28 protein-coding genes are annotated in these 24,999 nt (G+C 71.9%); 12 read left to right on the top strand and 16 right to left on the bottom strand.

What is annotated here, in order from left to right; translation table 11 throughout:
• From ACXJKB_RS21735 to ACXJKB_RS21725, 3 genes are all read right to left on the bottom strand, one after another.
• The coding region (locus ACXJKB_RS21735) for a helix-turn-helix domain-containing protein (protein WP_457192142.1) at window positions 1-158 on the bottom strand (158 nt) is incomplete at its 3' end.
• 116 nt (window positions 159-274) lie between these two features.
• Window positions 275-982: a DUF3105 domain-containing protein gene (locus tag ACXJKB_RS21730; protein WP_457192140.1), complete on the bottom strand. Its 708-nt coding sequence runs from the start codon at window positions 980-982 to the stop codon at window positions 275-277.
• A gap of 104 nt (window positions 983-1,086) precedes the next feature.
• Window positions 1,087-3,921 (bottom strand): aconitate hydratase, encoded by a 2,835-nt coding sequence (locus ACXJKB_RS21725; protein WP_457192138.1) that lies wholly within the window; start codon window positions 3,919-3,921, stop codon window positions 1,087-1,089.
• 223 nt (window positions 3,922-4,144) lie between these two features.
• Between ACXJKB_RS21725 and ACXJKB_RS21720 the strand changes: the two genes are divergently transcribed.
• Window positions 4,145-4,684, top strand: coding sequence for an AAA family ATPase (locus ACXJKB_RS21720; protein WP_457192137.1), 540 nt, complete (start codon window positions 4,145-4,147; stop codon window positions 4,682-4,684).
• A gap of 9 nt (window positions 4,685-4,693) precedes the next feature.
• Here the strand turns inward: ACXJKB_RS21720 and ACXJKB_RS21715 are convergent, their stop codons facing one another.
• The 4 genes from ACXJKB_RS21715 to ACXJKB_RS21700 are packed head-to-tail and all read right to left on the bottom strand — an operon-like array spanning window position 4,694 to window position 9,878.
• Complete coding sequence (locus ACXJKB_RS21715) at window positions 4,694-5,050, bottom strand: hypothetical protein (RefSeq protein ID WP_457192135.1); 357 nt, start codon at window positions 5,048-5,050, stop codon at window positions 4,694-4,696.
• Between the two features lie 18 nt (window positions 5,051-5,068).
• Window positions 5,069-6,571: a hypothetical protein gene (locus ACXJKB_RS21710; RefSeq protein WP_457192133.1), complete on the bottom strand. Its 1,503-nt coding sequence runs from the start codon at window positions 6,569-6,571 to the stop codon at window positions 5,069-5,071.
• 20 nt (window positions 6,572-6,591) lie between these two features.
• Window positions 6,592-7,836 carry a class I SAM-dependent RNA methyltransferase gene (locus tag ACXJKB_RS21705; protein WP_457192131.1) on the bottom strand — a complete coding sequence of 415 codons (1,245 nt, stop codon included), beginning with the start codon at window positions 7,834-7,836 and terminating at the stop codon, window positions 6,592-6,594.
• Window positions 7,833-9,878, bottom strand: a complete 2,046-nt coding sequence (locus ACXJKB_RS21700) for an APC family permease (protein ID WP_457192129.1) — start codon at window positions 9,876-9,878, stop codon at window positions 7,833-7,835. The genes ACXJKB_RS21705 and ACXJKB_RS21700 overlap by 4 nt, the downstream gene beginning before the upstream one ends.
• 55 nt (window positions 9,879-9,933) lie before the next feature.
• Here ACXJKB_RS21700 and ACXJKB_RS21695 point away from each other — a divergent pair, with 55 nt between their 5' ends.
• Both ACXJKB_RS21695 and ACXJKB_RS21690 read left to right on the top strand, forming a co-directional pair.
• Window positions 9,934-10,596, top strand: coding sequence for a potassium channel family protein (locus tag ACXJKB_RS21695; protein WP_457192127.1), 663 nt, complete (start codon window positions 9,934-9,936; stop codon window positions 10,594-10,596).
• A gap of 15 nt (window positions 10,597-10,611) precedes the next feature.
• Entirely contained in the window at window positions 10,612-11,283 is a 672-nt protein-coding gene (locus ACXJKB_RS21690) for a potassium channel family protein (RefSeq protein WP_457192125.1), read from the top strand.
• Between the two features lie 29 nt (window positions 11,284-11,312).
• On the opposite strand, the gene ACXJKB_RS21685 is transcribed toward ACXJKB_RS21690, so the two are convergent.
• From ACXJKB_RS21685 to dut, 4 genes are read right to left on the bottom strand one after another with little or no spacing between them, the layout of a single operon-like run.
• Window positions 11,313-12,080, bottom strand: a complete 768-nt coding sequence (locus ACXJKB_RS21685; protein ID WP_457192123.1) for a DUF3159 domain-containing protein — start codon at window positions 12,078-12,080, stop codon at window positions 11,313-11,315.
• Entirely contained in the window at window positions 12,077-12,439 is a 363-nt protein-coding gene (locus tag ACXJKB_RS21680; RefSeq protein WP_457192121.1) for an OB-fold nucleic acid binding domain-containing protein, read from the bottom strand. Before ACXJKB_RS21680 ends, ACXJKB_RS21685 begins: the two co-directional genes overlap by 4 nt.
• Before the next feature lie 4 nt (window positions 12,440-12,443).
• Window positions 12,444-13,070 carry a DUF3710 domain-containing protein gene (locus ACXJKB_RS21675; RefSeq protein WP_457192119.1) on the bottom strand — a complete coding sequence of 209 codons (627 nt, stop codon included), beginning with the start codon at window positions 13,068-13,070 and terminating at the stop codon, window positions 12,444-12,446.
• 43 nt (window positions 13,071-13,113) lie between these two features.
• Window positions 13,114-13,584, bottom strand: a complete 471-nt coding sequence (dut, locus tag ACXJKB_RS21670; protein ID WP_300053083.1) for a dUTP diphosphatase — start codon at window positions 13,582-13,584, stop codon at window positions 13,114-13,116.
• A 27-nt stretch (window positions 13,585-13,611) separates the two neighbouring features.
• On the opposite strand from dut, the gene ACXJKB_RS21665 reads away from it, so the two are divergent.
• The 3 genes from ACXJKB_RS21665 (at window position 13,612) to ACXJKB_RS21655 (ending at window position 15,488) form a co-directional block, all read left to right on the top strand.
• Window positions 13,612-14,070, top strand: a complete 459-nt coding sequence (locus ACXJKB_RS21665; RefSeq protein WP_457192117.1) for a DUF3093 domain-containing protein — start codon at window positions 13,612-13,614, stop codon at window positions 14,068-14,070.
• Between the two features lie 10 nt (window positions 14,071-14,080).
• Window positions 14,081-14,410, top strand: coding sequence for a DUF4235 domain-containing protein (locus ACXJKB_RS21660; protein ID WP_457192115.1), 330 nt, complete (start codon window positions 14,081-14,083; stop codon window positions 14,408-14,410).
• 457 nt (window positions 14,411-14,867) lie between these two features.
• Window positions 14,868-15,488, top strand: a complete 621-nt coding sequence (locus ACXJKB_RS21655; protein ID WP_457192113.1) for a helix-turn-helix domain-containing protein — start codon at window positions 14,868-14,870, stop codon at window positions 15,486-15,488.
• Between the two features lie 97 nt (window positions 15,489-15,585).
• Here the strand turns inward: ACXJKB_RS21655 and ACXJKB_RS21650 are convergent, their stop codons facing one another.
• The 3 genes from ACXJKB_RS21650 to ACXJKB_RS21640 all read right to left on the bottom strand — a co-directional run bounded on the left by ACXJKB_RS21650 (window position 15,586) and on the right by ACXJKB_RS21640 (window position 18,015).
• The gene (locus ACXJKB_RS21650; RefSeq protein WP_056600397.1) at window positions 15,586-15,876 is read right to left on the bottom strand and encodes a DUF4193 domain-containing protein; all 291 of its coding nucleotides are present in this window, start codon (window positions 15,874-15,876) and stop codon (window positions 15,586-15,588) included.
• Between the two features lie 202 nt (window positions 15,877-16,078).
• Window positions 16,079-16,900 (bottom strand): inositol monophosphatase family protein, encoded by an 822-nt coding sequence (locus ACXJKB_RS21645; RefSeq protein ID WP_457192110.1) that lies wholly within the window; start codon window positions 16,898-16,900, stop codon window positions 16,079-16,081.
• Window positions 16,897-18,015 carry a ferrochelatase gene (locus ACXJKB_RS21640; RefSeq protein WP_457192109.1) on the bottom strand — a complete coding sequence of 373 codons (1,119 nt, stop codon included), beginning with the start codon at window positions 18,013-18,015 and terminating at the stop codon, window positions 16,897-16,899. Before ACXJKB_RS21640 ends, ACXJKB_RS21645 begins: the two co-directional genes overlap by 4 nt.
• A 24-nt stretch (window positions 18,016-18,039) precedes the next feature.
• Here ACXJKB_RS21640 and ACXJKB_RS21635 point away from each other — a divergent pair, with 24 nt between their 5' ends.
• Window positions 18,040-19,233, top strand: a complete 1,194-nt coding sequence (locus tag ACXJKB_RS21635; protein ID WP_457192107.1) for an MFS transporter — start codon at window positions 18,040-18,042, stop codon at window positions 19,231-19,233.
• Window positions 19,230-20,552, top strand: a complete 1,323-nt coding sequence (locus ACXJKB_RS21630; RefSeq protein WP_457192105.1) for a D-arabinono-1,4-lactone oxidase — start codon at window positions 19,230-19,232, stop codon at window positions 20,550-20,552. Before ACXJKB_RS21635 ends, ACXJKB_RS21630 begins: the two co-directional genes overlap by 4 nt.
• 24 nt (window positions 20,553-20,576) lie before the next feature.
• Here ACXJKB_RS21630 and ACXJKB_RS21625 read toward each other — a convergent pair whose 3' ends face one another.
• On the bottom strand, window positions 20,577-21,212 hold the full coding sequence (locus tag ACXJKB_RS21625; protein ID WP_457192103.1) for a trimeric intracellular cation channel family protein: 636 nt from the start codon (window positions 21,210-21,212) through the stop codon (window positions 20,577-20,579).
• Between the two features lie 136 nt (window positions 21,213-21,348).
• On the opposite strand from ACXJKB_RS21625, the gene sepH reads away from it, so the two are divergent.
• Complete coding sequence (gene sepH, locus ACXJKB_RS21620; RefSeq protein WP_457192101.1) at window positions 21,349-22,320, top strand: septation protein SepH; 972 nt, start codon at window positions 21,349-21,351, stop codon at window positions 22,318-22,320.
• Between the two features lie 3 nt (window positions 22,321-22,323).
• Window positions 22,324-23,160: an MOSC domain-containing protein gene (locus ACXJKB_RS21615; RefSeq protein WP_457192099.1), complete on the top strand. Its 837-nt coding sequence runs from the start codon at window positions 22,324-22,326 to the stop codon at window positions 23,158-23,160.
• On the opposite strand, the gene ACXJKB_RS21610 is transcribed toward ACXJKB_RS21615, so the two are convergent.
• A complete protein-coding gene (locus ACXJKB_RS21610) occupies window positions 23,161-24,000 on the bottom strand; it encodes a sulfurtransferase (protein ID WP_457192098.1) in 840 nt (279 codons plus the stop codon).
• 54 nt (window positions 24,001-24,054) lie between these two features.
• On the opposite strand from ACXJKB_RS21610, the gene ACXJKB_RS21605 reads away from it, so the two are divergent.
• Together ACXJKB_RS21605 and ACXJKB_RS21600 are read left to right on the top strand one after the other, a co-directional pair.
• Window positions 24,055-24,708 carry a thymidine kinase gene (locus ACXJKB_RS21605; protein ID WP_457192096.1) on the top strand — a complete coding sequence of 218 codons (654 nt, stop codon included), beginning with the start codon at window positions 24,055-24,057 and terminating at the stop codon, window positions 24,706-24,708.
• A gap of 34 nt (window positions 24,709-24,742) precedes the next feature.
• The coding region (locus ACXJKB_RS21600; RefSeq protein WP_457192094.1) for a hypothetical protein at window positions 24,743-24,999 on the top strand (257 nt) is incomplete at its 3' end.

Genomic DNA, 24,999 nt, shown 5'->3' with positions numbered 1-24,999 from the left:
CTCTGTGGTCGATACACGCCACCGAGGCTCTGATGCAGGTCGTAGATGTAGGACTTCGACACGCCGCTGACCCGGGCAGCCTGCATCGGGTTCAGCCCCGAACGCAGCAGCCCGATCACCTCCAACCGACGCGACTCAGCCAACTTCAGTCCAGCCACAACACCCTCCAAACATCAGGCGTTGCAACAATCCCCTGACGCCAAGGTCACCTGATGGCTCGGATCTTCCACGTTGTGCGTTCCCGGCGCGGGCTGGGCGTACGAGGAGGGGCCGATCAGGCGTCGGTGCCCTGCTCGGGCAGGGCACCGTCCGGGGACGGCGTCCCGCCCTCGCAGCTGACCCCAAACTCCGGGGCTGTGTGCCCGTCGCCGTACTCCTCCAGGAAGAGTCCGAGCCGACGGTCGTCGGCGCTGTCGAGCCTGAGCTGCGCACCCCAGACCGTCACCACGACGGGCGAGGGCAGACCCTCGCGCGGCGACATGATGCCGTTGTCGGGCAGCTGCTCGGCCAGCGTCGCCCGGTCGTCGTCGGAGAGGTCGGGATCGTGGGTGATCCACACGGTGCCGTGCTCGAGGTCGTGGACGGCGTTCTCGTCGCGGACCGGCTCGTCGTAGACGCCGCACGCCAGCCAGATCGGCGCGTGCGCCCCGCCGGCAGGCGGGACCTGCGGATAGGTGACGTCGTCCATCGTGTGCGCGCGGTCGGTGATCTCCCACGTCTCGACGAGCGTCAGGTCGAGGGCGCGCTGGGCCCGTTCCTCGCCCCGGATCGCCTGGTCGACGAGCGGCGCGACCAGGGCGGCGCCGAGCACGATGGCCGACGCGACGGCGGCCAGCACGAGCGGCAGGCGACTCGACCGCTGCTCCTCGACAGGCACGTACGACGCCTCGGGCGGGTCGTGCGCCGCCCCGGACGGACCGTCGACGGCCGGCCCGGGCTCTCCCGGGCGCGCAGGACCGGGCGGGGTGTCGGCGTCGCTCACCGCGTCAGGCTACCGACGGGTGGCTGACGAACGACGAACGGCCGCCGGCCCCACGCTCGTGGGGTCGACGGCCGTCGGTGTCTCGCGACGGGCGCTGCCTCGCGTCAGCCGCGCAGCAGGTTGCGCAGGACGTACTGCATGATCCCGCCGTTGCGGTAGTAGTTCGCCTCGCCCGGGGTGTCGATGCGGACGGTGGCCTCGAACTCGCTGGCCTCGCCGTGCGCCTGGTCGGTGCCGGGCGCGGGCTCCACCTTGACCGTGACGGTCTTCGGCGTGGTGCCGTCGTTGAGCTCGGTGATGCCGCTGATCGAGATGATCTCGGCGCCGGTGAGGCCCAGGTCGTCGGCGGTCTTGCCGTCGGGGAACTGCAGCGGGATGACGCCCATGCCGATGAGGTTGGAGCGGTGGATCCGCTCGTAGGACTCGGCGATGACGGCCTTCACGCCCAGCAGCGCGGTGCCCTTGGCGGCCCAGTCGCGCGACGAGCCGGAGCCGTACTCCTTGCCGGCCAGGACGACCAGCGGGGTGCCGGACTCCTGGTAGCTCTGGCTGGCCTCGTAGACGCTGGTGACCTCTCCGTCCTTGGTGAAGTCCTTCGTCACGCCGCCCTCGGTGCCCGGCGCGATCTGGTTGCGCAGGCGGATGTTGGCGAAGGTGCCGCGGATCATGACCTCGTGGTTGCCGCGGCGCGAGCCGTAGGAGTTGAAGTCGCGCTGCTCGACGCCGTGCTCGGCGAGGTAGCTGCCGGCGGGGCTGTCCTTCTTGATGGCGCCGGCCGGGCTGATGTGGTCGGTCGTGACCGAGTCACCGAGCTTGAGCAGGACGCGGGCGCCGACGATGTCGGTGACCGGCTCCGGCTCCTGCGGCATGCCGTCGAAGTAGGGAGGACGGCGGACGTAGGTGGACTCGGCGTCCCACTCGAAGGTGTTGCCCTCCGGGGTGGGCAGCGACTGCCAGCGCTCGTCGCCCTTGAAGACATCGGCGTAGGAGGAGGTGAACATGTCGGAGGTGATCGCCTGGGCGATCGTCTCCTCGATCTCCTGCGGGCTCGGCCAGATGTCCTTGAGGTAGACGTCGTTGCCGTCGGTGTCCTGCCCCAGCGGGTCGCCGAACAGGTCGACGTCCATCGAGCCGGCGAGGGCGTAGGCCACGACCAGCGGCGGGGACGCGAGGTAGTTCATCTTCACGTCGGGGTTGATCCGACCCTCGAAGTTGCGGTTGCCCGACAGCACCGAGACGACCGCGAGGTCCGCCTCGTTGACGGCAGCCGACACCTCGGGGATGAGCGGGCCGGAGTTGCCGATGCAGGTGGTGCAGCCGTAGCCGACGAGGTTGAAGCCGAGCTTGTCGAGGTAGGGCGTGAGGCCCGAGCGCTCGTAGTAGTCGGAGACGACCTTGGAGCCCGGGGCGAGCGACGTCTTGACCCACGGCTTGCGGGACAGGCCCTTCTCGACCGCGTTCTTGGCGAGGAGCGCGGCACCGATCATCACGCTCGGGTTTGAGGTGTTGGTGCACGAGGTGATCGCGGCGATCACGACGGCGCCGTGGTCGATCTCGACCTCCTGGCCGTCGAGCGAGACCGTGGTCTTCTTCGTCGGACGACCGGCGTCGTGCGGGGCGTCGGCGTGCACGGGCTTGCCGTTGCCGCCCTCGTGGCTCGGGGAGTCGGAGGCCGGGAAGGACTCCTCGACCGCCTCGTCGTAGCCCGTGGCCTCGGCGGCGTCGTCCGGGTCGCTGTCACCCTCGTCGACGTAGTCCTTCAGCGCCGCGCGGAACGAGTCCTTGGCCACGGAGACCTCGACGCGGTCCTGAGGGCGCTTCGGACCGGCGAGCGAGGGGACGACGGTCGAGACGTCGAGCTCGAGGCGCTCGCTGTAGCGCGGCTCGGCGCTCGGGTCGTGCCAGAGGCCCTGCTCCTTGGCGTACGCCTCGACGAGCGCGAGCTGCTCCTCGGAGCGGCCCGTCATGCGCAGGTAGTCGACGGTCTGGTCGTCGATCGGGAAGACCGCGATGGTCGAGCCGAACTCGGGGCTCATGTTGCCGATGGTGGCGCGGTTGGCGAGCGGCAGGGCGGAGACGCCCTCGCCGTAGAACTCGACGAACTTGCCGACCACGCCGTGCTCGCGCAGCATCTCGGTGATGGTCAGCACCAGGTCGGTCGCAGTGGAGCCCTCGGGCAGCTCGCCGGACAGCTTGAAGCCCACGACGCGCGGGATCAGCATGGAGACCGGCTGGCCCAGCATCGCGGCCTCGGCCTCGATGCCGCCGACGCCCCAGCCGACCACGCCGATGCCGTTGACCATCGTGGTGTGGGAGTCGGTGCCGACACAGGTGTCGGGGTAGGCCACGCCGTCGCGCACCATGACCACGCGGGCGAGGTGCTCGATGTTGACCTGGTGGACGATGCCGGTGCCGGGCGGGACGACCTTGAAGTCGTCGAACGCGCCCTGACCCCAGCGCAGGAACTGGTAGCGCTCGCGGTTGCGCTCGTACTCGATCTCGACGTTGCGCTCGAATGCCTGCGGCGTGCCGAAGACGTCGGCGATCACGGAGTGGTCGATGACCATCTCGGCGGGCGCGAGCGGGTTGATCTTGGTGGCGTCGCCGCCGAGCTCGGCCATCGCCTCGCGCATGGTGGCGAGGTCGACGACGCAGGGGACGCCGGTGAAGTCCTGCATGATCACGCGGGCGGGCGTGAACTGGATCTCCTGGTCGGGCGCGGCGCTCGCGTCCCAGCCGGCGATCGCCTTGATGTGGTCGGCGGTGATGTCCGCGCCGTCCTCAGTGCGGAGCAGGTTCTCCAGCAGCACCTTCAGCGAGAAGGGCAGGCTCTCGACGTCGAGGCCCTCGCCCTCGACCGCGTCGAGTCGGTAGATCTCGTAGGACTGTCCGTCCACGTCCAAGGTGCCCTTGGCACCGAAGCTGTCCTGACTGGCCATCAGCCACATCTCCTCGGGAGTTCGCGGGTTCGCTTCCATCTTGCCGTCGCACCCTGAGGTGCGGGAAGGCAGGCGACCCTTAGTTCCGGCGTCAACTTGTCTCGACGTCAAGATACACGATGTCGAGGGGTGGACCAACCGTACGTCGCCGCGTGTCCGTGCGTCCTCACCCGTCTGGACCCGTCTGGACCCGTCCGGACCCGTCCGGCCGTAGGCTCCGGCGGTGCCCACGCTCCTCCACCTCAACGGACCCTCGGGCGTCGGCAAGTCGACCCTCGCCCGCGCGTACGCCGCCCGCCACCCCGGCACGCTCGTGTGCGACATCGACGAGCTGCGGTCCTGGGTGTCGGGGTGGGAGGACGACTTCGTCGGCACCGGCGAGGCGGTGCGGGCCACCGCCTTGGCCCTCCTGACCGCCTACCTCGGCACCGGACGCGACGTCGTCCTGCCCCAGCTGATCGTCACCCCCGCCCAGGCCGAGCGCTTCGAGGCCGCCGCCGCGGCGGCAGGGGCGTCGTACGTCGCCGTGGTGCTCGACGTCGCGCCGCAGACGCTGCTCTCCCGGCTCCATGGCCGCCCCGGGACCCCGGTCAACGACGTCGTCGCGCGCATCATCGAGGAGCGCGGCGGCGACGACCTGGTGCTGGAGGGGCGGTGCCAGCTGCTCGACCTCGCCCCGCGGCACGGGTGGACCGTGGTCGACGCGACCGAGCAAGACGCGACGCTCGCCGGGCTGTCGGACCTCGTGGCTGCCCGCCGCTGACGCAGCCCGTCAGTCGATCCCCGCCATCTGGTCGAGCCGTTGCAGCAGGTCGTGCGCGGCCAGCTCCACGGCCTTGTGCCGCCACTCGGATGCTCGGTAGACGCAGGCGATCAGGGCGGACCGGTGGACACGCCTGAGGTCGCCGTAGACGAACGCGTGGCGGGCCTTGGTCCCGTCATTGGCGCCCTCGGTGAGGCCGAGGTGCCAGGCCCCGTAGTCGTCCCACGAGTGGCGCTCGAGGTAGGCGTTCTCGTCCTCCGCCCGCGGCTGCACCTGGCCCCAGTCGCTGTCGAGGACGTACTGCCGGCCGTCGATGAGCTTGCGCGCGTGAGCGACCGCCGCCGGGTTCACGTCGTACGTGGCCATGTCGCCACCCTGCCACGATCAGAAGCCCAGCACCTTCCCGAGTGCTGAGAAGAAGGCGTCGAAGACCCGGGCGACCGGGTTGCTGGGACCCCCGGCGCTGGCCTTCTGCCAGAAGAGCGGGTGCGAGCCGGTGAACTCGTCGTCCACCAAGGGGGTCCGACCCCACAGGTAGGGCCAGAACACCTCGGTCCGGTTGACGCCCACCAGGAGCCGGGAGTCGAAGCCCATCACGAGGTGCTGCTCCATCCGGGTGGTCCCGCCCTGGGGGCTCGTCGCCACGACGTCGCCGCTGCCCTGGACGATCAGGCTGCCGGTGCCGGAGAACAGGATGTAGCGCACCTGCCACGTCGCGAACGACTGGATGCCCCAGCGCCATCGCGTCTCGAGCTCCGGCGTCCCGATCACGCCCACGACGTGCCTCGGGCGCATGACCAGGCCGGGGTGGTCGGAGAAGTCGATGCGCATCAGGTAGGAGTCCGGGTCGTCCGGCGTGGAGAGCGTCGCCGCGGTGACGCGCTCGTCGCCCGTGACGCGGCTCAGGCCGAAGAGTCCGGCGGCATAGCTGATGAACGGCGACGACCAGTCGTAGAGCAGGTGGCTGCGGATGCGGCCCTGCACCGGACGCACGTGCTCCGAGCGTGCGGAGAGGACCTCGCCGGGTCCGAGGTCGACCGTCAAGGTCCGCTCGGCGGGCGAGGTGCGGAGGACACCCGCCGGTGCGTCCGACCCGCCCGCCAGGTGGATCGGCCGGTGCGCGCGGTGGACCACCGGCATGAGCAGGAAGTAGCCGAGGGTCTTGATGGTGGCGGGCATGACGAGCACGAGCAGGGCGAGCACGGCCAGCCACCGCCACGACCGGGCCCACTGGTCGACGACCCACCCGACACCCGATCCCTGGGCCTCCTCCAGGCTGCGCTCCTCCGCCTGCTTCTGGTCGACCTGCGACTCCGTGATCGCGATCTCCCGCTCCGTGACGGACTGGCCACCGCCCTCGCCGAGTCGCTCGAGCTTCTCCTGGGGCGTCAGGTCGGGATCACGCAGCAACGCCGCACTGTCCTCTGCTCGGGCGAGGCTCGACTCCAGGGTGTCCAGCGCCTCCTGTGCCGTCTCAGCGGCACGCTCCTTGAGGTCGCACGTGTTGGGGACGAGTGGCAGGTCCTCGACCAGCTCGCGGAGGCGACTGCACTCGTCACGCTCCTCGAGCTTCTCCTCGACCTCGGACCGCTGGTCCGACACCTGGTCGTCCAGCTCGTCGATCTCGGCGTCGACGGTGCCCATCAGCGACGCGACCTCCTCGCGCTGCGCCTCGGCGAGCTCGTCCGTGAGCCGTTCGAGGTGCCCCTCGAGCGCCTCTCGTTCGGCAGCCACCTGCTGCAGCCGCTCGCGGTCCGTCACGGCCTCCTTGATCGCGGGGACCGCCGCCTGGACGAGCAGGAAGCCGAGGAACAGGGAGAGGACGACCGCGAGCAGCGTGCCCGTCTTCCTCAGGACGAAGCCGAGGACTGCCGAGACCAGACGCACCGCGCGATCCTAGTTCCGCGTCACCGCGAGCCGGGGCCGACTCTCTCCAGCAGCGCCACGCACTCGACGTGGTGGGTCATCGGGAAGAGGTCGAAGGCCCGGATCGCGGTGAGCTGGTAGCCGTGCTCGGCGAAGATCGCGACGTCGCGGCCGAGCGCGGCGGGGTCGCAGGCGACGTACGCCACCGCGCGCGGCCGGCGGTCGACGACCTGCTCGACGACGACGCGCTTGGCGCCCTCGCGGGGCGGGTCGAGCACGACGAGGTCGAACGGCTCGTCGAGGCCCGAGCGCAGCACCCGGTCGGTCGGGCCGCACTCGACGGCCGCCGGCTTCAACGCCGCCAGGTTGGCCCGGGCGTGCTGGCACGCGGTGCGGTCGGCCTCCACCGCCACCACCCGGGCGCCGGTGGCCTCGCCGACGAACCGGGCGAACACCCCGACCCCGGYGTAGAGGTCGAGCGCGCGCTCGCCCGGCTGCGGGTCGAGCAGGTCGAGCACCGTCCCGACCAGGACGTGGGGCGCCTCGGGGTGCACCTGCCAGAAGCCGTCGGAGGCGACGGAGAACGGGTGGGTGCGGCTGCCGATGGTGACGTCGTGTGAGGCGGGGTCTCGTGACGGCCGCTCTGCACCCTCCTCGACCACCTCTTCGCCGTCGGCGCTGGTGGCGTCGGCGGGGCGCGCGCCCTCGGCGGCGATCAGGCAGTCGTCGACGGCGATGAGCTCGTGCGAGCGGTGGGCCCGCATGGCCGGACGCCCGTCCGGCAGGACGGCGTACCGCTGGCGCGTGCGCCACCGCAGCCCGTCGTCGTCGCGGCCTGTGACGGGCACGGCCTCGACGTGCAGCCCGGTCACGAGGTCCGACTCCGCGTCGAGGCGGCCGAGCCGCACGAGCTGCTCGCGCACCACGGCCGTCTTGAGGTCGCGCTGCGCGGGGAGCGCGACGTGCTGGAAGTCGCAGCCCCCGCAGAGACCGGGGCCGGCGTAGGGGCACGGAGGCTCGACACGGTCGGCGGAGGGTACGTCGACGCGGACGGCGTCACCGCGCCAGAACCGGTCGCCGTCGGTGCCCTCGGTGATCTCGACGACGATCTGCTCGCCCGGCAGGGCGTGCCGCACGAACACGACGCGGGACTCCGGCTCGGGGAGCCGGGCGACGCAGTGCCCGCCGTGGGCGACGGGGCCCACCTCGACCTCGAACCGCTCCCCCACCCGCGAGCGACCGCGGGCCCGACGGGGACGGTTGTGGCGGCGCGCTGGAGGGCTCATACGTCGTCGATCTGTCGATTGGTGCGCGAGTGGACGCGGCCGCGGCGCAGGTCGCCGGCGTGCACGCGGACCTCGTCGCGGCGACGCTCCTCGGCGACCTGGGAGGACCGGAGCTGGTAGGGCACGGAGATGACCATGACACCCGGGGTGAAGAGCAGGCGTCCCTTGAGCCGCAGCGCGGTCTGGTTGTGGAGCAGCTGCTCCCACCAACGCCCGACGACGTACTCCGGGATGTAGACCGCCACGACGCCGCGCGGGCTGGCCCGCCGGATCTCCTGGGTGTACTCCACGACCGGACGCACGACCTCGCGGTAGGGCGAGTGCAGGACCTTGAGCGGGATGTCGAGGTTCCGGTCGTCCCACTCCTCCAGCAGCCGGCTGGTGGCCTTGGGGTCGATGCTGACGTAGATCGCCTCGAGGACGTTGGGCCGGGTGGCGCGGGCGAAGGCCAACGCCCGAAGGGTCGGCTTGTGCAGCTTGGAGGCCAGCACGATCGCGTGGACCCGGGTCGGCATGACCTTGTCCTGCTCGTCCGCCGCGAGCTCGAGCTCGACGCGCGCGTAGTGGCGCCCGATGGCCTGCATGAGCACGAAGAAGAACCCCATCGCCAGGATCGTGATCCACGCCCCGGCGAGGAACTTGGTGATCAGCACGATCACCAGGACGACGGCGGTCAACCCGAGGCCGAAGGTGTTGATGGCCCGTGACCGGATCATCCGACGGCGCACCGCCGGGTCGTGCTCGGTGCGCAGGTGTCTGGTCCAGTGGCGGATCATGCCGAGCTGGCTGAGGTTGAAGGAGACGAAGACGCCGACGATGTAGAGCTGGATGAGCTTGGTCGTCTCGGCGTCGAAGATCCAGATCAGCAGGATCGACATGGCCGCGAGGAAGACGATGCCGTTGCTGTAGGCGAGACGATCGCCGCGGGAGCCGAGCGAGCGGGGAGCCAGCCCGTCCTGGGCGAGGATCGACCCGAGCACCGGGAAGCCGTTGAAGGCCGTGTTGGCGGCCAGCACGAGGATGATCCCGGTGACGGTGAGGACGAAGTAGAAGCCCGGCGGGAAGTGGTCGAAGACCCCCGCGGCGATCTGGGCGATCACCGGGTGCTGCTCGTAGCCGTCGGGCAGGGCGTCGCCGGACGCCGTCCGCAGGCGGTCCAGCTCGTGCGGGTCGACGAATCGGATCGCCATCTGGTTGGCCAGCACGATGACGCTGAGCATCATCGAGATCGCGATCAGGCCGAGCAGCAGCAGGGTGCTCGCCGCGTTGCGGCTCTTGGGCTTGCGGAAGGCGGGTACGCCGTTGCTGATGGCCTCGACGCCGGTGAGGGCCGCACAACCCGACGAGAACGCACGGGCGAGCAGGAACATCAACCCGATCTGGGTGAGCGGCTCCTCCCACCCGGGCTGGGGGACGATGAGGAGGTGGGCGCTCTCCGCCTCGGGGAGGTCGCCGGCCAGCAGGCGCATCAGGCCGTAGGCGCACATGCCGAGGATGGCGAACATGAACAGGTAGGTCGGCACGGCGAAGAACGCCCCGGACTCCCGCACGCCGCGCAGGTTCATCGCCGTCAGGAGGACGACCGCGACGACCGCGACCGTCGCCTCGTGGCCGATGAGCCCGTTGACGGCCCCGGCGGCGTACTGCGCTGCCGACGAGATCGACACCGCGACCGTGAGCACGTAGTCGACGAGCAGCGCGCTCGCGACCGTCACTCCGGCGTTGCGGCCGAGGTTGACCGTGGCCACCTCGTAGTCGCCGCCGCCCGAGGGGTAGGCGTGCACGGTCTGGCGGTAGCTCGCGACGACCRTGAGCATCACCAGGGCCACCGCGAGGCCGATCTTCCACGACCAGACGTAGGTCGACGCGCCGGCGACGGCGAGCATGATGAAGATCTCGTCGGGCGCGTACGCCACCGAGGACAGCGCGTCGCTGGCGAACACCGGCAGGGCGATCCGCTTGGGGAGCAGCGTCTCCCCCAGCTGGCTGCTGCGGAGCTTGCGACCCAGCAGGATCCGCTTGGACACGTCGCCGACACTCACGGGCGCGAGCCTAGACCCGCAGCTACCGATATCCCCGCTGGGATACGGTTCTGGCGTGCACGTCGTGATCATGGGTTGTGGCCGCGTCGGTTCGACGCTTGCCCGTAGCCTCGAGGACCGCAACCACACCGTGTCCGTCATCGACAGCGAGCCTGATGCGTTCCGGCGCCTCGGCCCGGAGTTCAACGGCGACAAGATCACGGGCTACGGCTTCGACCAGCAGGTGCTGGAGAAGGCCGGCATCCGCCGCGCCGACGCCTTCGCCGCGGTCTCCAGTGGTGACAACTCCAACATCATCGCTGCGCGCGTCGCGCGGGAGACCTTCGGTCTCCAGCAGGTCGTCGCCCGCATCTACGACCCCGGTCGCGCCGAGGTCTACCAGCGCCTCGGCATCACCACCGTCGCGACGGTCAAGTGGACAGCCGACCAGGTGCTGCGCCGGATCCTGCCCGCCGGCGCCGAGCCCGACTTCCGCGACCCGTCCGGCACCATCCGGGTCGACCACATCCCCGTCCCCGAGGTCTGGGTCGGCAACCGCACGGTCGAGTTCCAGATGCAGTCGCGCAGCCGGATCGCGTGGATCGACCGCCTCGGCGAGGGCATGCTGCCCACCCGGGAGACGGTGCTCCAGGAGGGCGACATGCTGCACATCGTGATCCGCGAGGAGAACGCCGCCCACGCCTACGCCGTGCTCGAGTCCGGCCCCGAAGACGACTGAAGGAACACCTGAGACATGCGCGTCGCCATCGCCGGAGCCGGAGCCGTGGGTCGATCGATCGCCCGCGAGCTGATCGAGAACGGTCACCAGATCCTGCTCATCGACAAGAGCCCCTCCGCGATCCGCCCCGAGCGGGTCCCGAACGCCGAGTGGCTCCTCGCCGACTCGTGCGAGCTGTCCTCCCTGGCCGAGGCCCAGCTGGGCAAGTGCGACGTGGTCATCGCCGCGACCGGCGATGACAAGGCCAACCTGGTCACCTCGCTGCTGGCGAAGACCGAGTTCGGCGTGCCGCGCACCGTCGGGCGGGTCAACCACCCCAACAACGAGTGGCTCTTCACCGAGGCCTGGGGCGTCGACGTCAACGTCTCCACCCCGCGCATCATGTCCGCGCTCGTGGAGGAGGCCGTCTCGATCGGCGACCTCGTCCGCCTGTTCACGTTCCGGCAGGGCAACGCCAACCTGGTCGAGCTGACCCTGTCGGCCGACTCGCCCTACGTCGGTACGCCGGCCGGCCTGGTGCCGTTCCCCGACAACTGTGCGCTGGTGACGATCCTGCGCGACGGGCAGGTCTACACCCCCGAGGCCCAGCAGCCGCTGGAGTCCGGCGACGAGCTGCTGTTCGTCGTACCGGCCGAGGTGGAAGCCGAGCTCGAGCACCTGCTCTCCCCCGGCCACCACCCGGGCTGAGCCCCGTCCGTCGTCGCCCAGGCCGTCGGTCAGGCGGGCGCGGCGTCCGGCTCGACGGGCGTGCGGTTGCGCGAAAGCAGCCAGATCATCGACGCGAGCGCCGCGAGCTGGAGCGGCCAGCCGAGCGCGATCTTGAGCACGCCGAGGGCGGCCACCGCGGTGTCGGGGTCCATCGAGCCCGAGTTGCCGGCCAGCCAGATCGGCGCCTGCACGGCCACGCGCAGCAGGCACGGTGCGACGAGCAGCCAGGTGAGCCGGCTGCACAGCTTCACGATCTGCTTGTCCTTGTGCCATGCGGTCGGGTCACCGGTGATGCTGCCGACCATGAAGCCGACCAGCGGCCAGCCGATCAGGCACGTGAACGCCAGCACGACGGCGTACCCGCCGTTGTAGAGCAGTCCGGGCAGGAAGTAGGCGAGCGCCTGCTCCTGCTCGGAGCCACCGGCCTGGGCGGCGCGGTAGACGAAGTACCAGCCGATCCCGATGCCGAAGAGCGCGTTGAGGACGAACTGGACCGTCGAGCGCTGCACGAGCCGGACGACCAGCAGCACGAGCGCCGCGCCGATGCTGATCGACAGCGCGAGGTTGAGGTTGCTCATCGTCAGCCAGGTGACGGTGAACAGGATGGTCGGCACGGCCGCCTCCGCCATGCCGCGTCGCCCGCCGAGCGCCTTGGCGAGCTGGCCGCGAACGACAGCCTCGACCGTGTCGGTGGAGGGGGCGCCTCCGAGCTGCTCGCCGGGCCTGCTGGTGGGCCTGCTGGTGGGCTGGCCCGGGGGCTGGCTGGGCTCGGTCACGGGCGCAGCTCGTAACGCGGGTTGAACATGATCGGTACGTCGCCCTGACGTCCGATGCAGCCGGCGACGGTCACCGACCGTCCGGGGTCGACGCCGGTGATGCGTCGGCGCCCGAGCCACACCACGGTGATGACGCCGGAGCCGTCGTCGAGCTCGGCCTCGAGGGCCGGTACGCCGCCCCGGGGGCGCAGCGTGACCGTGCGCAGCACGCCGTTGACGACGACGTGCTCGCGTTCGGGAGCGTCGGCGATGGCGAGGGCCTCGTCGGTCGCGTGCGACTGGCGCAGGTCGCGCTGGTGGGCCTCGGAGCTGTCCGCCCAGCGGGAGAGCGCCTGGCGCAACCGGCTCTTCTCGGCCATGGGGTCACCTGACCCGGCGGGCGTCGTCCGGCAGCGTGACCGGCAGCGGCTCGCCCACTGGCATCGCCTGGTCACCGCGTCGTACGACGATCTGGGCGAGCGCGTCCTCCCAGTCGGAGGTGGAGTCGGGGTCGACGGCCGGCTTGCCGAGGAAGGAGGCGCGCAGCATCCACCGCTCGCCGTTGACGCCGATGACGCGCGAGGGCTGGGTCGCGGTCGTCCCGTCGGGGCGCTGCACCGGCATCTGGCAGACCAGCTCGGTGCCCCAGCGGCCCTCGCGCTCGGTGGCCTGGCCGCCGCGCCGCTCCATGTCGGCAGCGATCTGCGGGCGGACCTCGGACCACAGGTCACCGTTGCGGGGGGCCGCGAAGGCCTGGAACTCGCAGGCGCCGTCGGAACCGGCCAGCATGACCGCCCGGACCTGGCCGCTCTGCTCGTCGACCTGCAGCCGGAGCTCGCGGTCGGCGATCGGGGGCACGAGGACCGAGCCGAGGTCGGCCCGGTCGATGCCGTCGCCCTCGACCTGGGACACGTCGAACGGGCCGGTGCCGGCAGCCGGGCCGCTGGTGGCGTCCTCTGCGGAGCCGTCCGCGGTCGTCGGGGTCGTGTCGGCCTTGCGGCGGAACTTCACGTCAGCACTCCTTCGATCAGCGCTCCTGCGAACGCGTTCCGGCTCAAGGACGCGAACCGGTACCTGTAGAACCGTAGCCCCCGGCGCCCCGGACCGACTCGGGCAGCACCCCCACCTCGACGAACCGCGCCCGCTCGAACCGCTGGACCACGAGCTGGGCGATCCGGTCGCCGCGGCTGAGGGTCACCGCCTCGACGGGGTCGTGGTTGATGAGCAGCACCTTGATCTCGCCGCGGTAGCCCGCGTCGACCGTGCCCGGGGTGTTGACGATCGACAGGCCGTGGCGCGCCGCGAGGCCCGACCGCGGGTGCACCAGGGCGACGTAGCCGTCCGGCAGCGCGATCCCGATGCCGGTGGGCACGAGGGCGCGCTCGCCCGGCGCGAGGTGGACGTCGACGGTCGTGTGCAGGTCGGCGCCGGCGTCGCCCGGGTGCGCGTACGACGGCAGCGGCAGGTCCGGGTCGAGGCGGACGACGGCGATGTCCAGGTCAGGGGTCGGGTCGTGGTCGGGCACGAGGAGGGAATCTATAGGCTCTGCGCCGTGGACTACGCCGAACGCCTCACCGTTCCGCTGCGCTGGTGGGTGCAGGGCACGATGTTCGTGGCGTCCCTGTGGCTGGCCGTCCTCGCTGCCACTCCCGAGGTCGTCGCCTGGTCCGTGACCGCCGTCGCGATGGCCGTCCTTGTCGCCCTGCTCGTGGGCTACGGGCGTCCCCGGGTGTCCGTGGACGGCTCGACCTTCCGGGCCGGTCGGGCGCACATCCCGCTGCACCTGGTGGGTCGTGTGACGGCCCTCGACGCGGACGGCGTACGACGCCAGGCAGGCGTCGAGGCCGACGCCCGGGCGTACCTCCTGCTCCGCCCCTACCTCAAGCGCGGCGTGCGGGTGGACATCGCCGACCCGGCCGACCCGACGCCGTACTGGCTGGTCAGCTCCCGCCGACCGGACGCGCTCGTCTCAGCCCTGGAGGCGGGGCGGACCGAACGAACTGCTGGGTAGGGTGAGTTCCATGGCCTCTTCATCCACGGACAGCTCCAAGCTCTACTCCGCGTTCTCCCTCGTTGCTGCCCTCGGCGCGGCCGCCCTGGCCAAGAAGGGCCTCAACACCTCCTGGCGGGCAGCCACCGGCAAGAACCCGCCCGAGAACCCTGCCGACCCCGACGTCAGCATCGGCGAGGCCGTCATGTGGGCCGCCATCAGCGGCACCCTGATCGGGGTGGCGCGCATGCTCGCCAGCCGTCGCGCCGCTCACTACTACGCCAAGTCGACCGGCCACCTCCCCCCGCAGCTGGAGAAGGACGGCCAGGACGCCTCGAAGGCCCCCGCGGGCCAGGCCTGACCCCGGGCCGACCGGGCTCCAGCCGGAGATCTGCCTCGAGGCACGCCCGCCCGAGGCTCCGAACCGTGCCCCTCCCGTCGTAGCGCGCCGGCGAGTTGTGGCGCGCGCTGCTGTCCCGCCCCTGGACGCCGGAGGCAACCGCCTCGATTCCCCCTGAACCCGCTCCAGCCGTCCACTGGCCCGCCGTCGACTGGCCAGTGAGTCTCTGGGCGACTCAACCCCTCGCGGGCTCCCTCGGTCCGGCGACTGGCCAGTGAGTCTCTGACCGACTCACTGGCGAGTGTCGGAGGAGGTTGTGTGCACGAGGTCGGGCCCCGCGGATCACGGGCCACGAATCGTCCACAACCGGGCCCTCACGCGGCCTGACGGACCTGCTGTGGACGAAGGATCGCGGGGGTCGCCCCCGAGAGGTTTGCTCGTCGTACGACGACAGGCGGACGCAGGAGGAGGACGGCGGATGAGTGGTACGACGGCGGGGGTCAGGGCGGCCGACCTGACCGAGGAGGAGCTCCTGTGGCTCCACATGGGGCCGTTCGACGGTGGCCTGGCCGGGTTGATCCGTCGGATCAGGCGGATCCTCGATGTGTCGCAGCGCGGCCTGGCAGACCTGCTCGGGGTGTCCCAGTCGGCCGTGGCGCGCTGGGAGACCGAGCGCACGAGCCCGCGGGTGAGCGTCCTGCAGCAGATGCTGAGCCTGGCCGGCGTCGCGGTCGCCCTCCACGAGGAGAAGTCGGGTGAGAGCGTCGAGCCGATGCGGGCCGACGGCGCGCGCCAGCGCAACGGAAGCCGCTACCCCGCCCACGTCGACCTGCGGGTGACCGGGTGGTGGGTCCCCCGGTCTGTCCGGTGGATGACGAGCATCGGCTACTTCACCAGCAAGGACCGCTCACGACGGCTGGGGCTACCGTCAGTCCACTACCGGACCTGCCCGCACCGGAAGCGGGTCGAGCGGATGCTCTTCGGCACGCCCGTCGACCACCCGGCGTTCCATCAACTGCGGGCCGAGGCGCAGCACCTCGACGACGAGTGGCAGGCGCGAAGGCCGAGACCCTGGGCGCCACCGCCGCACGCCGCCTGACCAGATAGGTCCCGGGCCGGGCGCCGCACACGACGAAGCGCCCGCCCCTCACAGGGAGGAACGGGCGCGGTCGCGTTCGGAAAGTCGGGTGCCAGGCTCAGATGCAGTCGCGGCAGATGAGCTTCTTCTCATCAGCCAGCTGCGACCGGTGGTGAACCAGGAAGCAGCTCATGCAGGTGAACTCGTCGTCCTGTCGAGGCATGACCTCGACAGCAAGCTCCTCGTGCGAGAGGTCGGCACCCGGGAGCTCAAAGGACTCAGCGGCCTCGGTCTCGTCTTCGTCGACCTTGCCGGAGTTCTTGTCGTGACGTCGGGCCTTGAGCTCCTCGATGCTCTCCTCGCTCTGGTCCTCCTCGGACTTGCGTGGTGCGTCGTAGTCGGTGGCCATCGGTTACCTCTCCCCATGCTCTGGGACCCGTTCCGCCGGATCGCGGCGGTACGTCCCGTTTGTGCGCGTCGTCGGCGCCAGATTGTGCACCATGAACCGGTTCCGTGGTGAGCCGGTCCGCAACGTGTCGCCTGAACAGTGGGTGACGTCTCTGTATTCCCTCGCCGGCAGGCGGCCGCACCCTACCCCCACGGGCGGGCGGTCAGGCGAGGAAGCCGGCCGCGGCGAGCGCTGCGACGAACTCGTCCCACCCATCGGCCGGGGCGCCCACCACCACGTTGCGGGTCGGGTGCGAACCCAGCGTGAAGGTGCCCTCGAGGAGGTCGAAGCGGCCGCCGGCCTCGCTCAGCACGAGGCCGCCCGCGGACCAGTCCCACGCCTGCGGACCGGCCTCGACGTAGCCGTCGCCGCTCCCGTCCGCCACATGGCACAGGTCGAGGGCGCAGGAGCCCATCCGGCGGATGTCGCGGACCTCGGGCAGCAGCGCTGCGATGCAGCCGGCCTGGTGCTCGCGCACCTCGCGCTGGTAGCCGAAGCCCGTGAGCACCAGCCGCTCGGCCAGGGGCGGCGACGGCCGGACGGAGATCGGGAGGCCGTCGCGCGTCGCGCCGTGCCCGAGCGCCGCGGCGTACTCCACACCCGTCGGGATCGTGACCACGGCGCCCGCGACGACCCGGCCGTCGACCTCCGCCGCCACCGACACTGCGCAGTCAGGCAGGCCGTAGAGGTAGTTGACGGTCCCGTCGATCGGGTCGAGGACCCACCGCACGCCCGAGGTGCCGGGGCGGTCGTCGCCCTCCTCCCCCAGGATGGCGTCGTCGGGACGCCGCGCGACGATGCGCGAGCGCAGCAGCTCCTCGACCGCCCGGTCCGCCTCGGTGACCACGTCGACGGCGCTGGTCTTGGTGTCGGCGACGTCGATCCCGCCGCGACGCATCTCACGCGCCAGGCCCGCGCCCTCGTGGGCGAGGGCGCGCGCGAGCTCGCGCAGGTCCTCCGGCGCGTCGGAGGGGGCGACCGTCACGAGTCGAGCCCGCAGAGCGCCGGGCGCGGACCACGCGGGTTGGGGCAGCAGCCCGCCCCGCAGACGTCTGGACCAGCCGGCATCGAACCGACCGCCGGGCGCACGGGAGTCTCGCCACGCTCCGTAGCGGCGCGCTCCAGCACCAGGTCGCGGATCATCTCCACGAAGCGCCTGTCCGTTCCCGAGGTCGCGGCACGCACCGCGCGCATGCCGAGCCGCTCGGCGGTGGCCATCGCCTCGGTGTCGAGGTCGTAGATGACCTCCATGTGGTCGGACACGAAGCCGATCGGCACCATCACCACCTGGCTCACGCCGTCGCTGGCGAGCTCCTCGAGGTGGTCGTTGACGTCGGGTTCGAGCCACGGCGTCGAGGGTGCCCCCGAGCGGGAGCAGTAGACGAGGTCGTGCCGGTGGGCCCGGCCCGTGGCCGCGCGCACCCGGCCCGCCACCTCGTCGACGGCGCTGCGGTGCTGCTTGACGTAGGCCTTGCGCGGCTGTGCCTCGGACTCCGGCGGCGCGCCGCTGGTCTCGGCCATGGCGGTCGGGATCGAGTGGGTCACGAAGACCAGGTGGGCCGCCTCGCCGTTGGTGGGCAGCTCGGCGAGTGCGGACAGGCACGCGTCGACGACGGGCTCCAGGAAGCCGGGGTGGTTGTAGTACTGCCGCAGCTTGTCGAGGCGCGGCGCGCCCTCGGTCTGCTCGACCGCGTCCCACAGGTTCTCGCGGTACTGCCGGCACGACGACCATGAGGAGTACGCCGAGGTGGCGAAGACCGCGGCCCGCTGGACGCCGTCGGCGGTCATCTGCGCGAGCGTGTCGGCGAGGTACGGGTCCCAGTTGCGGTTGCCGAAGTAGACCGGCAGGTCGATGCCCTGGTCGGCGAGGTCCTTCTCCAGCGCCGCGATCAGCGCGCGGTTCTGGTCGTTGATCGGACTCCGCCCGCCGAACAGGAAGTAGTGCTCCCCCACCTGCTCGAGGCGTTCGCGCGGGATCCCCCGGCCGCGGGTCACGTTCTCCAGGAACGGCACCACGTCCTCGGGCTTCTCAGGACCCCCGAAGGAGAGGACCAGGAGGGCGTCGTACGGCTTCACGTCGGGGTGACCCGCAGGATTCATGCAGCCAGAGTAGAGCGGCCTACCATGCCGCTCGTGCTCGACTCCTACCGCCGGGTGCTGGCACGACCGGGAGCGTTCGCCTTCAGCAGCGCCGCCCTCGTCGCCCGGCTGCCGATCTCCATGGTCGGGCTCGGCATCGTGCTGCTCGTCGAGGAGCGAACCGGCTCCTACGGGTTGGCCGGGACGGTCTCCGCAGTGTTCGTGCTGGCCGAGGCGGCCTTCGCGGTGCTGCACGGCCGCTGGGTCGACCACTACGGCCAGTCGCGCGTCCTCCCGCTGGCCATCTCGGTGTTCGGCGTGGGCCTCGCGCTGATGATGCTCGCCGTCGAGCAGGACTGGCCGCGGATCTGGACCTACGTCTTCGCGGCCGTCGCCGGCGCGGCGCTCCCCCAGGTCGGCGCCAGCGTCCGCACCCGCTGGTCCCACCTCCTCGACGACCCGGCCGAGAAGCAGACGGCCTTCGCCCTCGAGGCGGTGCTCGACGAGGTCGTCTTCGTGGTCGGCCCCGTGCTGGTCACCCTGCTGGCGACCAGCTGGCACCCGGTCGCGGGCCTGACCGCCGCGCTGGTCAGCGGCGTCGTCGGCACCTTCGCGTTCGCGGCGCAACGGCGCACCGAACCGCCCGCTGGACGCAGCGCTCCCGCCGCGGTCCGCCCGGCGATGCCCTGGCGGCTGGTCCTCACGCTGGCCCTGGTCTGCCTGACCCTCGGCGCCCTCTTCGGGGCCGCCGAGGTCACCACGGTCGCGTTCGCCGAGGAGCAGGGCCAGCGGTGGGTCGCCGGGTGGCTGCTCGCGGCCTGGTCCCTCGGCAGCCTCGTCGCCGGGCTGGTGACCGGCGCGATCGCCTGGCGCAGCGGCCCCGACGTCCGGCTGCGGTGGGGCTCCGCTGCGATGGCGCTTGCCATGGCGCCGCTGATGTTCGTCGACTCCGTCCCGCTGATGGCCGTCGTGCTCCTCGTCGGCGGGCTCGCGATCGCGCCCACCATGATCGCCGCGATGACGATGGTCGAGCAGGGCGTCCCGGCCGGCCGCCTCACCGAGGGCATGGCGATCCTCCACACCGGCATCGTCGCCGGCGTCGCCCCGGGCGCGAGCGTCGCCGGGCTCGTCGTCGACCACAGCGGTGCGTCCGCGGCGTACGCGGTGGCGCTGGTCGGCGGGTTGCTCGGTGCGCTTGCCGCGCAGGCGGCCCGTCCGGCCCCTATTCTGCGCACATGAGCTCCGCTGTCCACGGTCACCTCTGGCGCAACTGGTCCGGCCTCGAGGAGGCGGTCCCACGCCACGTCGAGACCCCCGGGTCCGTCGAGTCGGTCGTGGAGGCCGTGCGCCGTGCCCGCGAGGGCGGCACCACGGTCAAGATGACCGGCACCGGGCACAGCTTCACCGCGATCGCCGCGCCCGAGCACACGCTGCTGCGCCCGGAGGCACTCACCGGGATCCTCGCCGTCGACCGCGACGCGATGACGGTGACCGCCCGCGCCGGCACGCCGCTCAAGGACCTGAACCTCGCCCTCGAGCGCCTCGGCCTGTCGCTGCACAACATGGGTGACATCGCCGAGCAGACCCTGGCGGGCGCCACCTCCACCGGCACCCACGGCACCGGCGGCGTCGCGGCCGGCCTGGCCGCGCAGCTCGCCGGCCTCGAGGTGGTCACCGGCACCGGCGAGGTGCTGCGCGCGTCCGCCACGGAGCACCCGGACGTCTTCGACCTCGCCCGGGTCGGGCTCGGCGCGCTGGGCATCCTGACCAGCCTGACCTTCCACGTCGAGCCGCTCTTCGTCGTCGAGGCCCACGAGCAACCCATGACGTGGGACGAGGGGCTGGCGTCGTACGACGAGATGGAGGCGGACTCGCACCACCTCGACCTGTACTGGTTCCCCCACACCGACCGCCTCATGGTCAAGCAGAACGTCCGCACCGACCTCGAGCCCGGCGAGCAGCAGCCCCCGTCGCGTGTCGCGGCGTGGTGGGAGGACGAGCTCGTGTCCAACTCGGTCTTCGGCGCCCTGTGCCGGGTGGGGTCCCGCGCCCCGGCCCTGGTCCCGCGGATCAACCGGGTCGCCGGGCGCGCGCTGTCCGAGCGCCGCTACAGCGACCTCGCCCACCGCGTGTTCGTGACGCCGCGACGGGTGCGGTTCCGGGAGATGGAGTACGCCGTCCCGCGCGAGGTCGGGCTCGACGTGCTGCGCGAGTGCCGCCGGGTGATCGATGCAAGCGACTGGCGGATCGCCTTCCCCGTCGAAGTGCGCACCGCCCGGGCCGACGACGTCGCCCTGTCGACCGCCCACGGCCGCGACAGCCTCTACCTCGCCTTCCACGTGCCGGCCGACACCGACCACACGGCCTACTTCGGCGGGCTCGAGCCGGTCCTGCGCGCTGCCGGTGGGCGTCCCCACTGGGGCAAGGTGCACACCCGCACGGCCGCGGACCTGGCCCCGGTCTACGACCGGTTCGACGACTTCCTCGCCCTGCGCGACCGCCTCGACCCCGACCGTGTGTTCGCCAACGCATACCTGCGCCGCGTCCTGGGCGCCTGAGGACCGCTCAGACCTGAGGCCCCCTCAGACGTTGGCGGGGCCCCGGGGAAGGGGCGCGCTCCAGCCGCGCACGAGTGCCATGAGCCGCCAGACCAGGCAGGTGGAGAACCCGGCCGCCGCCACCACCATGACCGGCAGGTCGGTCCGGTCGAGGAGCACGGCGACGACGGCGCCGGACAGGGCGGGCGTGGCGTAGAGGTTGCCCTCGAAGACCACCGGGACGTGACCGGCGAGCACGTCGCGCATCATCCCGCCACCGATGGCGGTGACCATCCCCATCAGCGCGGCAGGCACCGGCCCGAGCCCGTACTCGACCGCCTTGAGGGCCCCCGTGACGCAGAAGAGCGCGAGGCCGACGGCGTCGAAGACCGTGACCAGACGCTCGAGCCGCCCGATGGCGGGGTGGAAGGCAAAGGTCAGCAGGCCGGCCGCGACGGGGACCAGGAGGTAGCGCCAGTCGGTCAGCGCCGCCGGCGGGGTGGCGTCGATGAGCACGTCGCGGATGAAGCCGCCACCGAGCCCGGTCACGCCGGCCAGGACGAGCGCGGCGAAGATGTCCAGGTTCTTCCGGACCGCGACGAGAGCCCCGGTCACCGCGAAGACGAAGATGCCCACCAGGTCGAGCGTGACCAGCGTGGTGGCGAACTCGATCTCGGGCACACCGGAAGCCTAGGGCGCGCCGCGGGTGCAACCATTCCCGGGCATGCCGCTGGCGTAGGCTCGAGCGACACGGTTGCCACACGAACCGACGACCGCCCGATGACCCCGACCACAGCCAGGCAGGAGCCCGCCGTCCATGGCCAAGCTGACGTTCACCGGACGCAGCAAGGACGGCAAGCGCCTGCTGCTGGTGGACGAGTCGGGCCAGGAGCACACCCTGGCGGTCGATGCCCGGCTCCGTCGCGTCTTTGCCGGCGCGCCCGACAGCAACGGCCAGTTGGAGATCCCGATGGAATCAAGCCTCCGCCCCCGCGACATCCAGATGCGCATCCGAGCCGGTGAGTCACCCGAGGCGGTGGCGCACGCAGCCGGGACGTCGGTGGAGAAGATCATGGCGTTCGCCGCGCCCGTGATGGCCGAGCGCGCCCACGTCGCCGACCGGGCCCAGCTCTCGTCCGTACGACGCCGTGCGTCCGAGTCCGGTGCCCGCACCCTCGGCGAGGCCGTGGCCGCCCAGCTGCGGGCGCACAACGTCGACCCGGGCAGCGTCGAGTGGGACGCCTGGCGCCGCGAGGACGGCCGGTGGACGCTCACCGCGCTGTACGACGTCGCGGGTCGTGTCGGCACCGCCACCTTCTCCTACGACCCGCGCGGCAGCTTCGTGACCGTCGACGACGAGGACGCTCGCTGGCTGGTCGGCGACGCCACCCCGGATGCTTCACGGGACGCTGCCGACGCCACGCCCGCCTCCGACGACCTCGCCGCCGCGCGGCAGCGCCGGCTCACTGCGGTGGACGAGGACGTCCCCCTGGGCGACGACGCGATCGAGATGGTCACCGGCGAGGAGCCCTCCGCGTCGCCGGAGGAGACCACGATGGAGCTCTCCGACACTGGACTCGGTGCCGAGCAGCCCGTGGAGGCCTACCTCGACGAGGACCGGAGCGAGCAGGACCGCACTGAGGACCGGGACGAGCGGGCGCCCGAGCCCGACCGTGAGGCGGCGGCCGAGGCCACCGCCGAGCCGAAGCCGAAGCCCGCCAAGAAGCGCGGGCGCGCCTCGGTGCCGAGCTGGGACGAGATCATGTTCGGTGGGGGCAAGGGCGACTGACGCTTGAGACTCGTCCAGCTCAACGTCCACCCGCTCAAGTCCGGCGCCATCCGTCCCATCACCTCCACCACCGTCCTGCCGCGCGGCCTGGCCGACGACCGGACGTGGATGCTCGTCGACGGCGACCGCCGTCTCGTCTCCGCCCGCGAGGTCCACGGCCTCTTCCACGTCGTGGCCGACACGCCGGCGACGGACCCCTCGGTGGCGGCCGCGCTGCGGCTGCGCTCCCCCGGCCACCCCGACCTGCTCGTCGACGTCCCGCAGACCGCGCCGGTCGACGTGCGCCTGTTCTCCCTGCACCTCCGGGCCCGGCCCGCCGGCCCGGAGGCCGACGCGTGGCTGCGCTCGGTCCTGGGGCGCGACGACCTGAGCCTCGTCTGGTGCCACGCGCCGGAGCAGCGCACGCTCCAGCAGGGGTTCTCGCAGCCCGGCGACCACGCCGCCTTCCCTGACTCGTTCCCCGTGACGATCGCGTCCCTCGCCTCGATGCGACAGCTCAACGACTGGATGCTCCAGCGTGCGATCGAAGTCGGCGAGGAGCCGCCCGAGCCGGTGCCGATCGAGCGCTTCCGGGCCAACCTCGTCGTCGACGGCGACGAGCCGTTCGCCGAGGACCGCTGGACCCGGGTCGTCGTGGGCGACGTCCCCTTCCGGATCGGCAAGCCCGTCGACCGGTGCGTGATGGCGACCCTCGACCCGGTCACRCTGACGACGGCCAAGGAGCCGACGCGCACGCTGGCCCGGCACCGGCGGGTCGACGGCAAGGTGTTCTTCGCCGTGCACCTGGTCCCGGAGACGAGCGGTCGGATCAGCGTCGGCGACGCGGTCCGGGCGGACTGATCACCCGGTGGCGGCGGGCCGCGCGGGGTCGGTGATCCAGCCGCTCCAGCTGCCCGGGTAGAGCGCCGCGCTGATGCCGGCGACCTCCATCGCGAGCAGGTCGTGGGCGGCGGTCACCCCCGAGCCGCAGTAGGCAGCCACCGAGGACGCCGTGTCGGCGCCCACCCCGGCGTACACCTCCCGGAGCCGCTCCGGCGGGAGGAAGCGGCCGCGCTCGTCGAGGTTGGCGGTCGTCGGCACGTTGACGGCGCCCGGGATGTGGCCGGCGACGGGGTCGACGGGCTCGGTGTCGCCGCGGAACCGCTCGGGCGCCCGCGCGTCGATGAGCACGTCGACGTGCGGCACCTCGTCCGGCCCGACGGCAGCGGCGTGCGGGGTGTCGGAGACGGTGAAGTCGCCCGGCTCGACGTCCACCGGTCCGGCCTCGACCGGGTGCCCGTCCTCCCGCCACGCGGTCCAGCCGCCGTCGAGGACGCGGACGTCGCGGTGGCCGTGGTGCCGCAGCAGCCACCACGCGCGGGCGGCCGCCCGCCCCTGCCAGTCGTCGTACACCACCACGGGCCGGTCGCCGCGCACACCGGCGCGCCGCATGGCCCCCTCGAACCGTGCCGGGTCGGGCAGCGGGTGCCTGCCGCCCGCGCCCGGCGGGTCGGCGAGCTCCTCGTCGAGGTCGACGTACGCCGCTCCGGGGACGTGGCCCGCCTCGTGCTGCTCGCGGCCGGGCGGGCCGCCCTGGAGGTAGCGCACGTCCAGCACCGTGACCCGGCCGAGGTCGCGAGCGAGCTCGTCGGGGCTGGTCAGGGGGCCGCGCGAGAGGTCACGGGGAAAGTCCTCGTCCATGCGCGGCACGGTAGCCGCCGCACCGGGCCGAGGCTGTGACAGGATTCCCGCGACATGGCTGAACTGCACTTCTTCACGGGCACGATGGACTCCGGCAAGTCGACGCTGGCGCTCCAGACCAACCACAACCACGCCGCCCGCGGACGCGTCGGCCGGATCTTCACCACGCACGACCGGTCCGGGCAGGCGGTGCTGTCCAGCCGGCTGGGGCTGACCCACGATGCGCTGGAGGTCGACGCCGGCTTCAACTTCTGGGCCTACGTCGTCGACACCCTGACCCGAGGTGGTCGGATCGACTACCTCATCTGCGACGAGGCCCAGTTCTACGCCGCCGAGCAGATCGACCAGCTCGCCAAGGTCGTCGACGAGCTGCAGATCGACGTCTTCGCGTTCGGCATCCTGACCGACTTCCGCACGCAGCTCTTCCCCGGCAGCGCCCGGCTCGTCGAGCTCGCCGACCGGATGAACGTGCTCCAGGTGGAGGCGCTGTGCTGGTGCGGCAAGCGCGCCACCCACAACGCGCGCACCGAGAACGGCGCGATGGTCGTCGAGGGCGAGGTCATCGTGGTCGGCGACGTCGACCAGGTCGACGAGCCACCCGCGGACGTCGCCTACGAGGTCCTCTGCCGCCAGCACCACCGCCGCCGCCTCACGGCCGCTCGCGCCAAGGCGGTCAGCCTGGCGCCCGAGCCGCTCCCCTTCGGCTGACCTGGTCCGGAGCGCCCGCCCCTACGATCGTGGGATGGACGAGGACGCGGCGCTCGCCGCAGGACGTACGGCCGGACTCGCGACGCTGGTGATCGGCTCCGCACTGCTGGTGGCACCCCGCCGGGTGGGTCCGCTGGGCGGGATGACCGACGCGCGGACCGCGCGGGCGGTCGGGCTCGTCGACCTCGCACTGTCCCCCGGGCTGCTCGGCGCCACCCCGCGCTGGCCGTGGCTCGCGGCGCGGACCGTGGCCAACGTCGCCACCGCTGCGGTGGTCGCGCGGGCCGGCTG

It is taken from the genome of Nocardioides sp. P5_E3, from assembly GCF_054049275.1.
The sequence above is the reverse complement of the archived record's forward strand: the minus strand, read 5'-3'. Positions and strand labels throughout refer to the sequence as shown.

Excerpts from the sequence above, each read along its gene's own strand:
- ACXJKB_RS21630 (WP_457192105.1), top strand. The coding sequence starts at position 19,230 with ATGAGCTCCGCTGTCCACGGTCACCTCTGGCGCAACTGGTCCGGCCTC.
- sepH (WP_457192101.1), top strand. The coding sequence starts at position 21,349 with ATGGCCAAGCTGACGTTCACCGGACGCAGCAAGGACGGCAAGCGCCTG.
- ACXJKB_RS21715 (WP_457192135.1), bottom strand. The coding sequence starts at position 5,050 with ATGGCCACGTACGACGTGAACCCGGCGGCGGTCGCTCACGCGCGCAAG.
- ACXJKB_RS21610 (WP_457192098.1), bottom strand. The coding sequence starts at position 24,000 with ATGGACGAGGACTTTCCCCGTGACCTCTCGCGCGGCCCCCTGACCAGC.
- ACXJKB_RS21640 (WP_457192109.1), bottom strand. The coding sequence starts at position 18,015 with ATGAATCCTGCGGGTCACCCCGACGTGAAGCCGTACGACGCCCTCCTG.
- ACXJKB_RS21660 (WP_457192115.1), top strand. The coding sequence starts at position 14,081 with ATGGCCTCTTCATCCACGGACAGCTCCAAGCTCTACTCCGCGTTCTCC.
- ACXJKB_RS21605 (WP_457192096.1), top strand. The coding sequence starts at position 24,055 with ATGGCTGAACTGCACTTCTTCACGGGCACGATGGACTCCGGCAAGTCG.
- ACXJKB_RS21635 (WP_457192107.1), top strand. The coding sequence starts at position 18,040 with ATGCCGCTCGTGCTCGACTCCTACCGCCGGGTGCTGGCACGACCGGGA.
- ACXJKB_RS21680 (WP_457192121.1), bottom strand. The coding sequence starts at position 12,439 with ATGGCCGAGAAGAGCCGGTTGCGCCAGGCGCTCTCCCGCTGGGCGGAC.
- ACXJKB_RS21650 (WP_056600397.1), bottom strand. The coding sequence starts at position 15,876 with ATGGCCACCGACTACGACGCACCACGCAAGTCCGAGGAGGACCAGAGC.
- ACXJKB_RS21655 (WP_457192113.1), top strand. The coding sequence starts at position 14,868 with ATGAGTGGTACGACGGCGGGGGTCAGGGCGGCCGACCTGACCGAGGAG.
- ACXJKB_RS21725 (WP_457192138.1), bottom strand. The coding sequence starts at position 3,921 with ATGGCCAGTCAGGACAGCTTCGGTGCCAAGGGCACCTTGGACGTGGAC.
- ACXJKB_RS21690 (WP_457192125.1), top strand. The coding sequence starts at position 10,612 with ATGCGCGTCGCCATCGCCGGAGCCGGAGCCGTGGGTCGATCGATCGCC.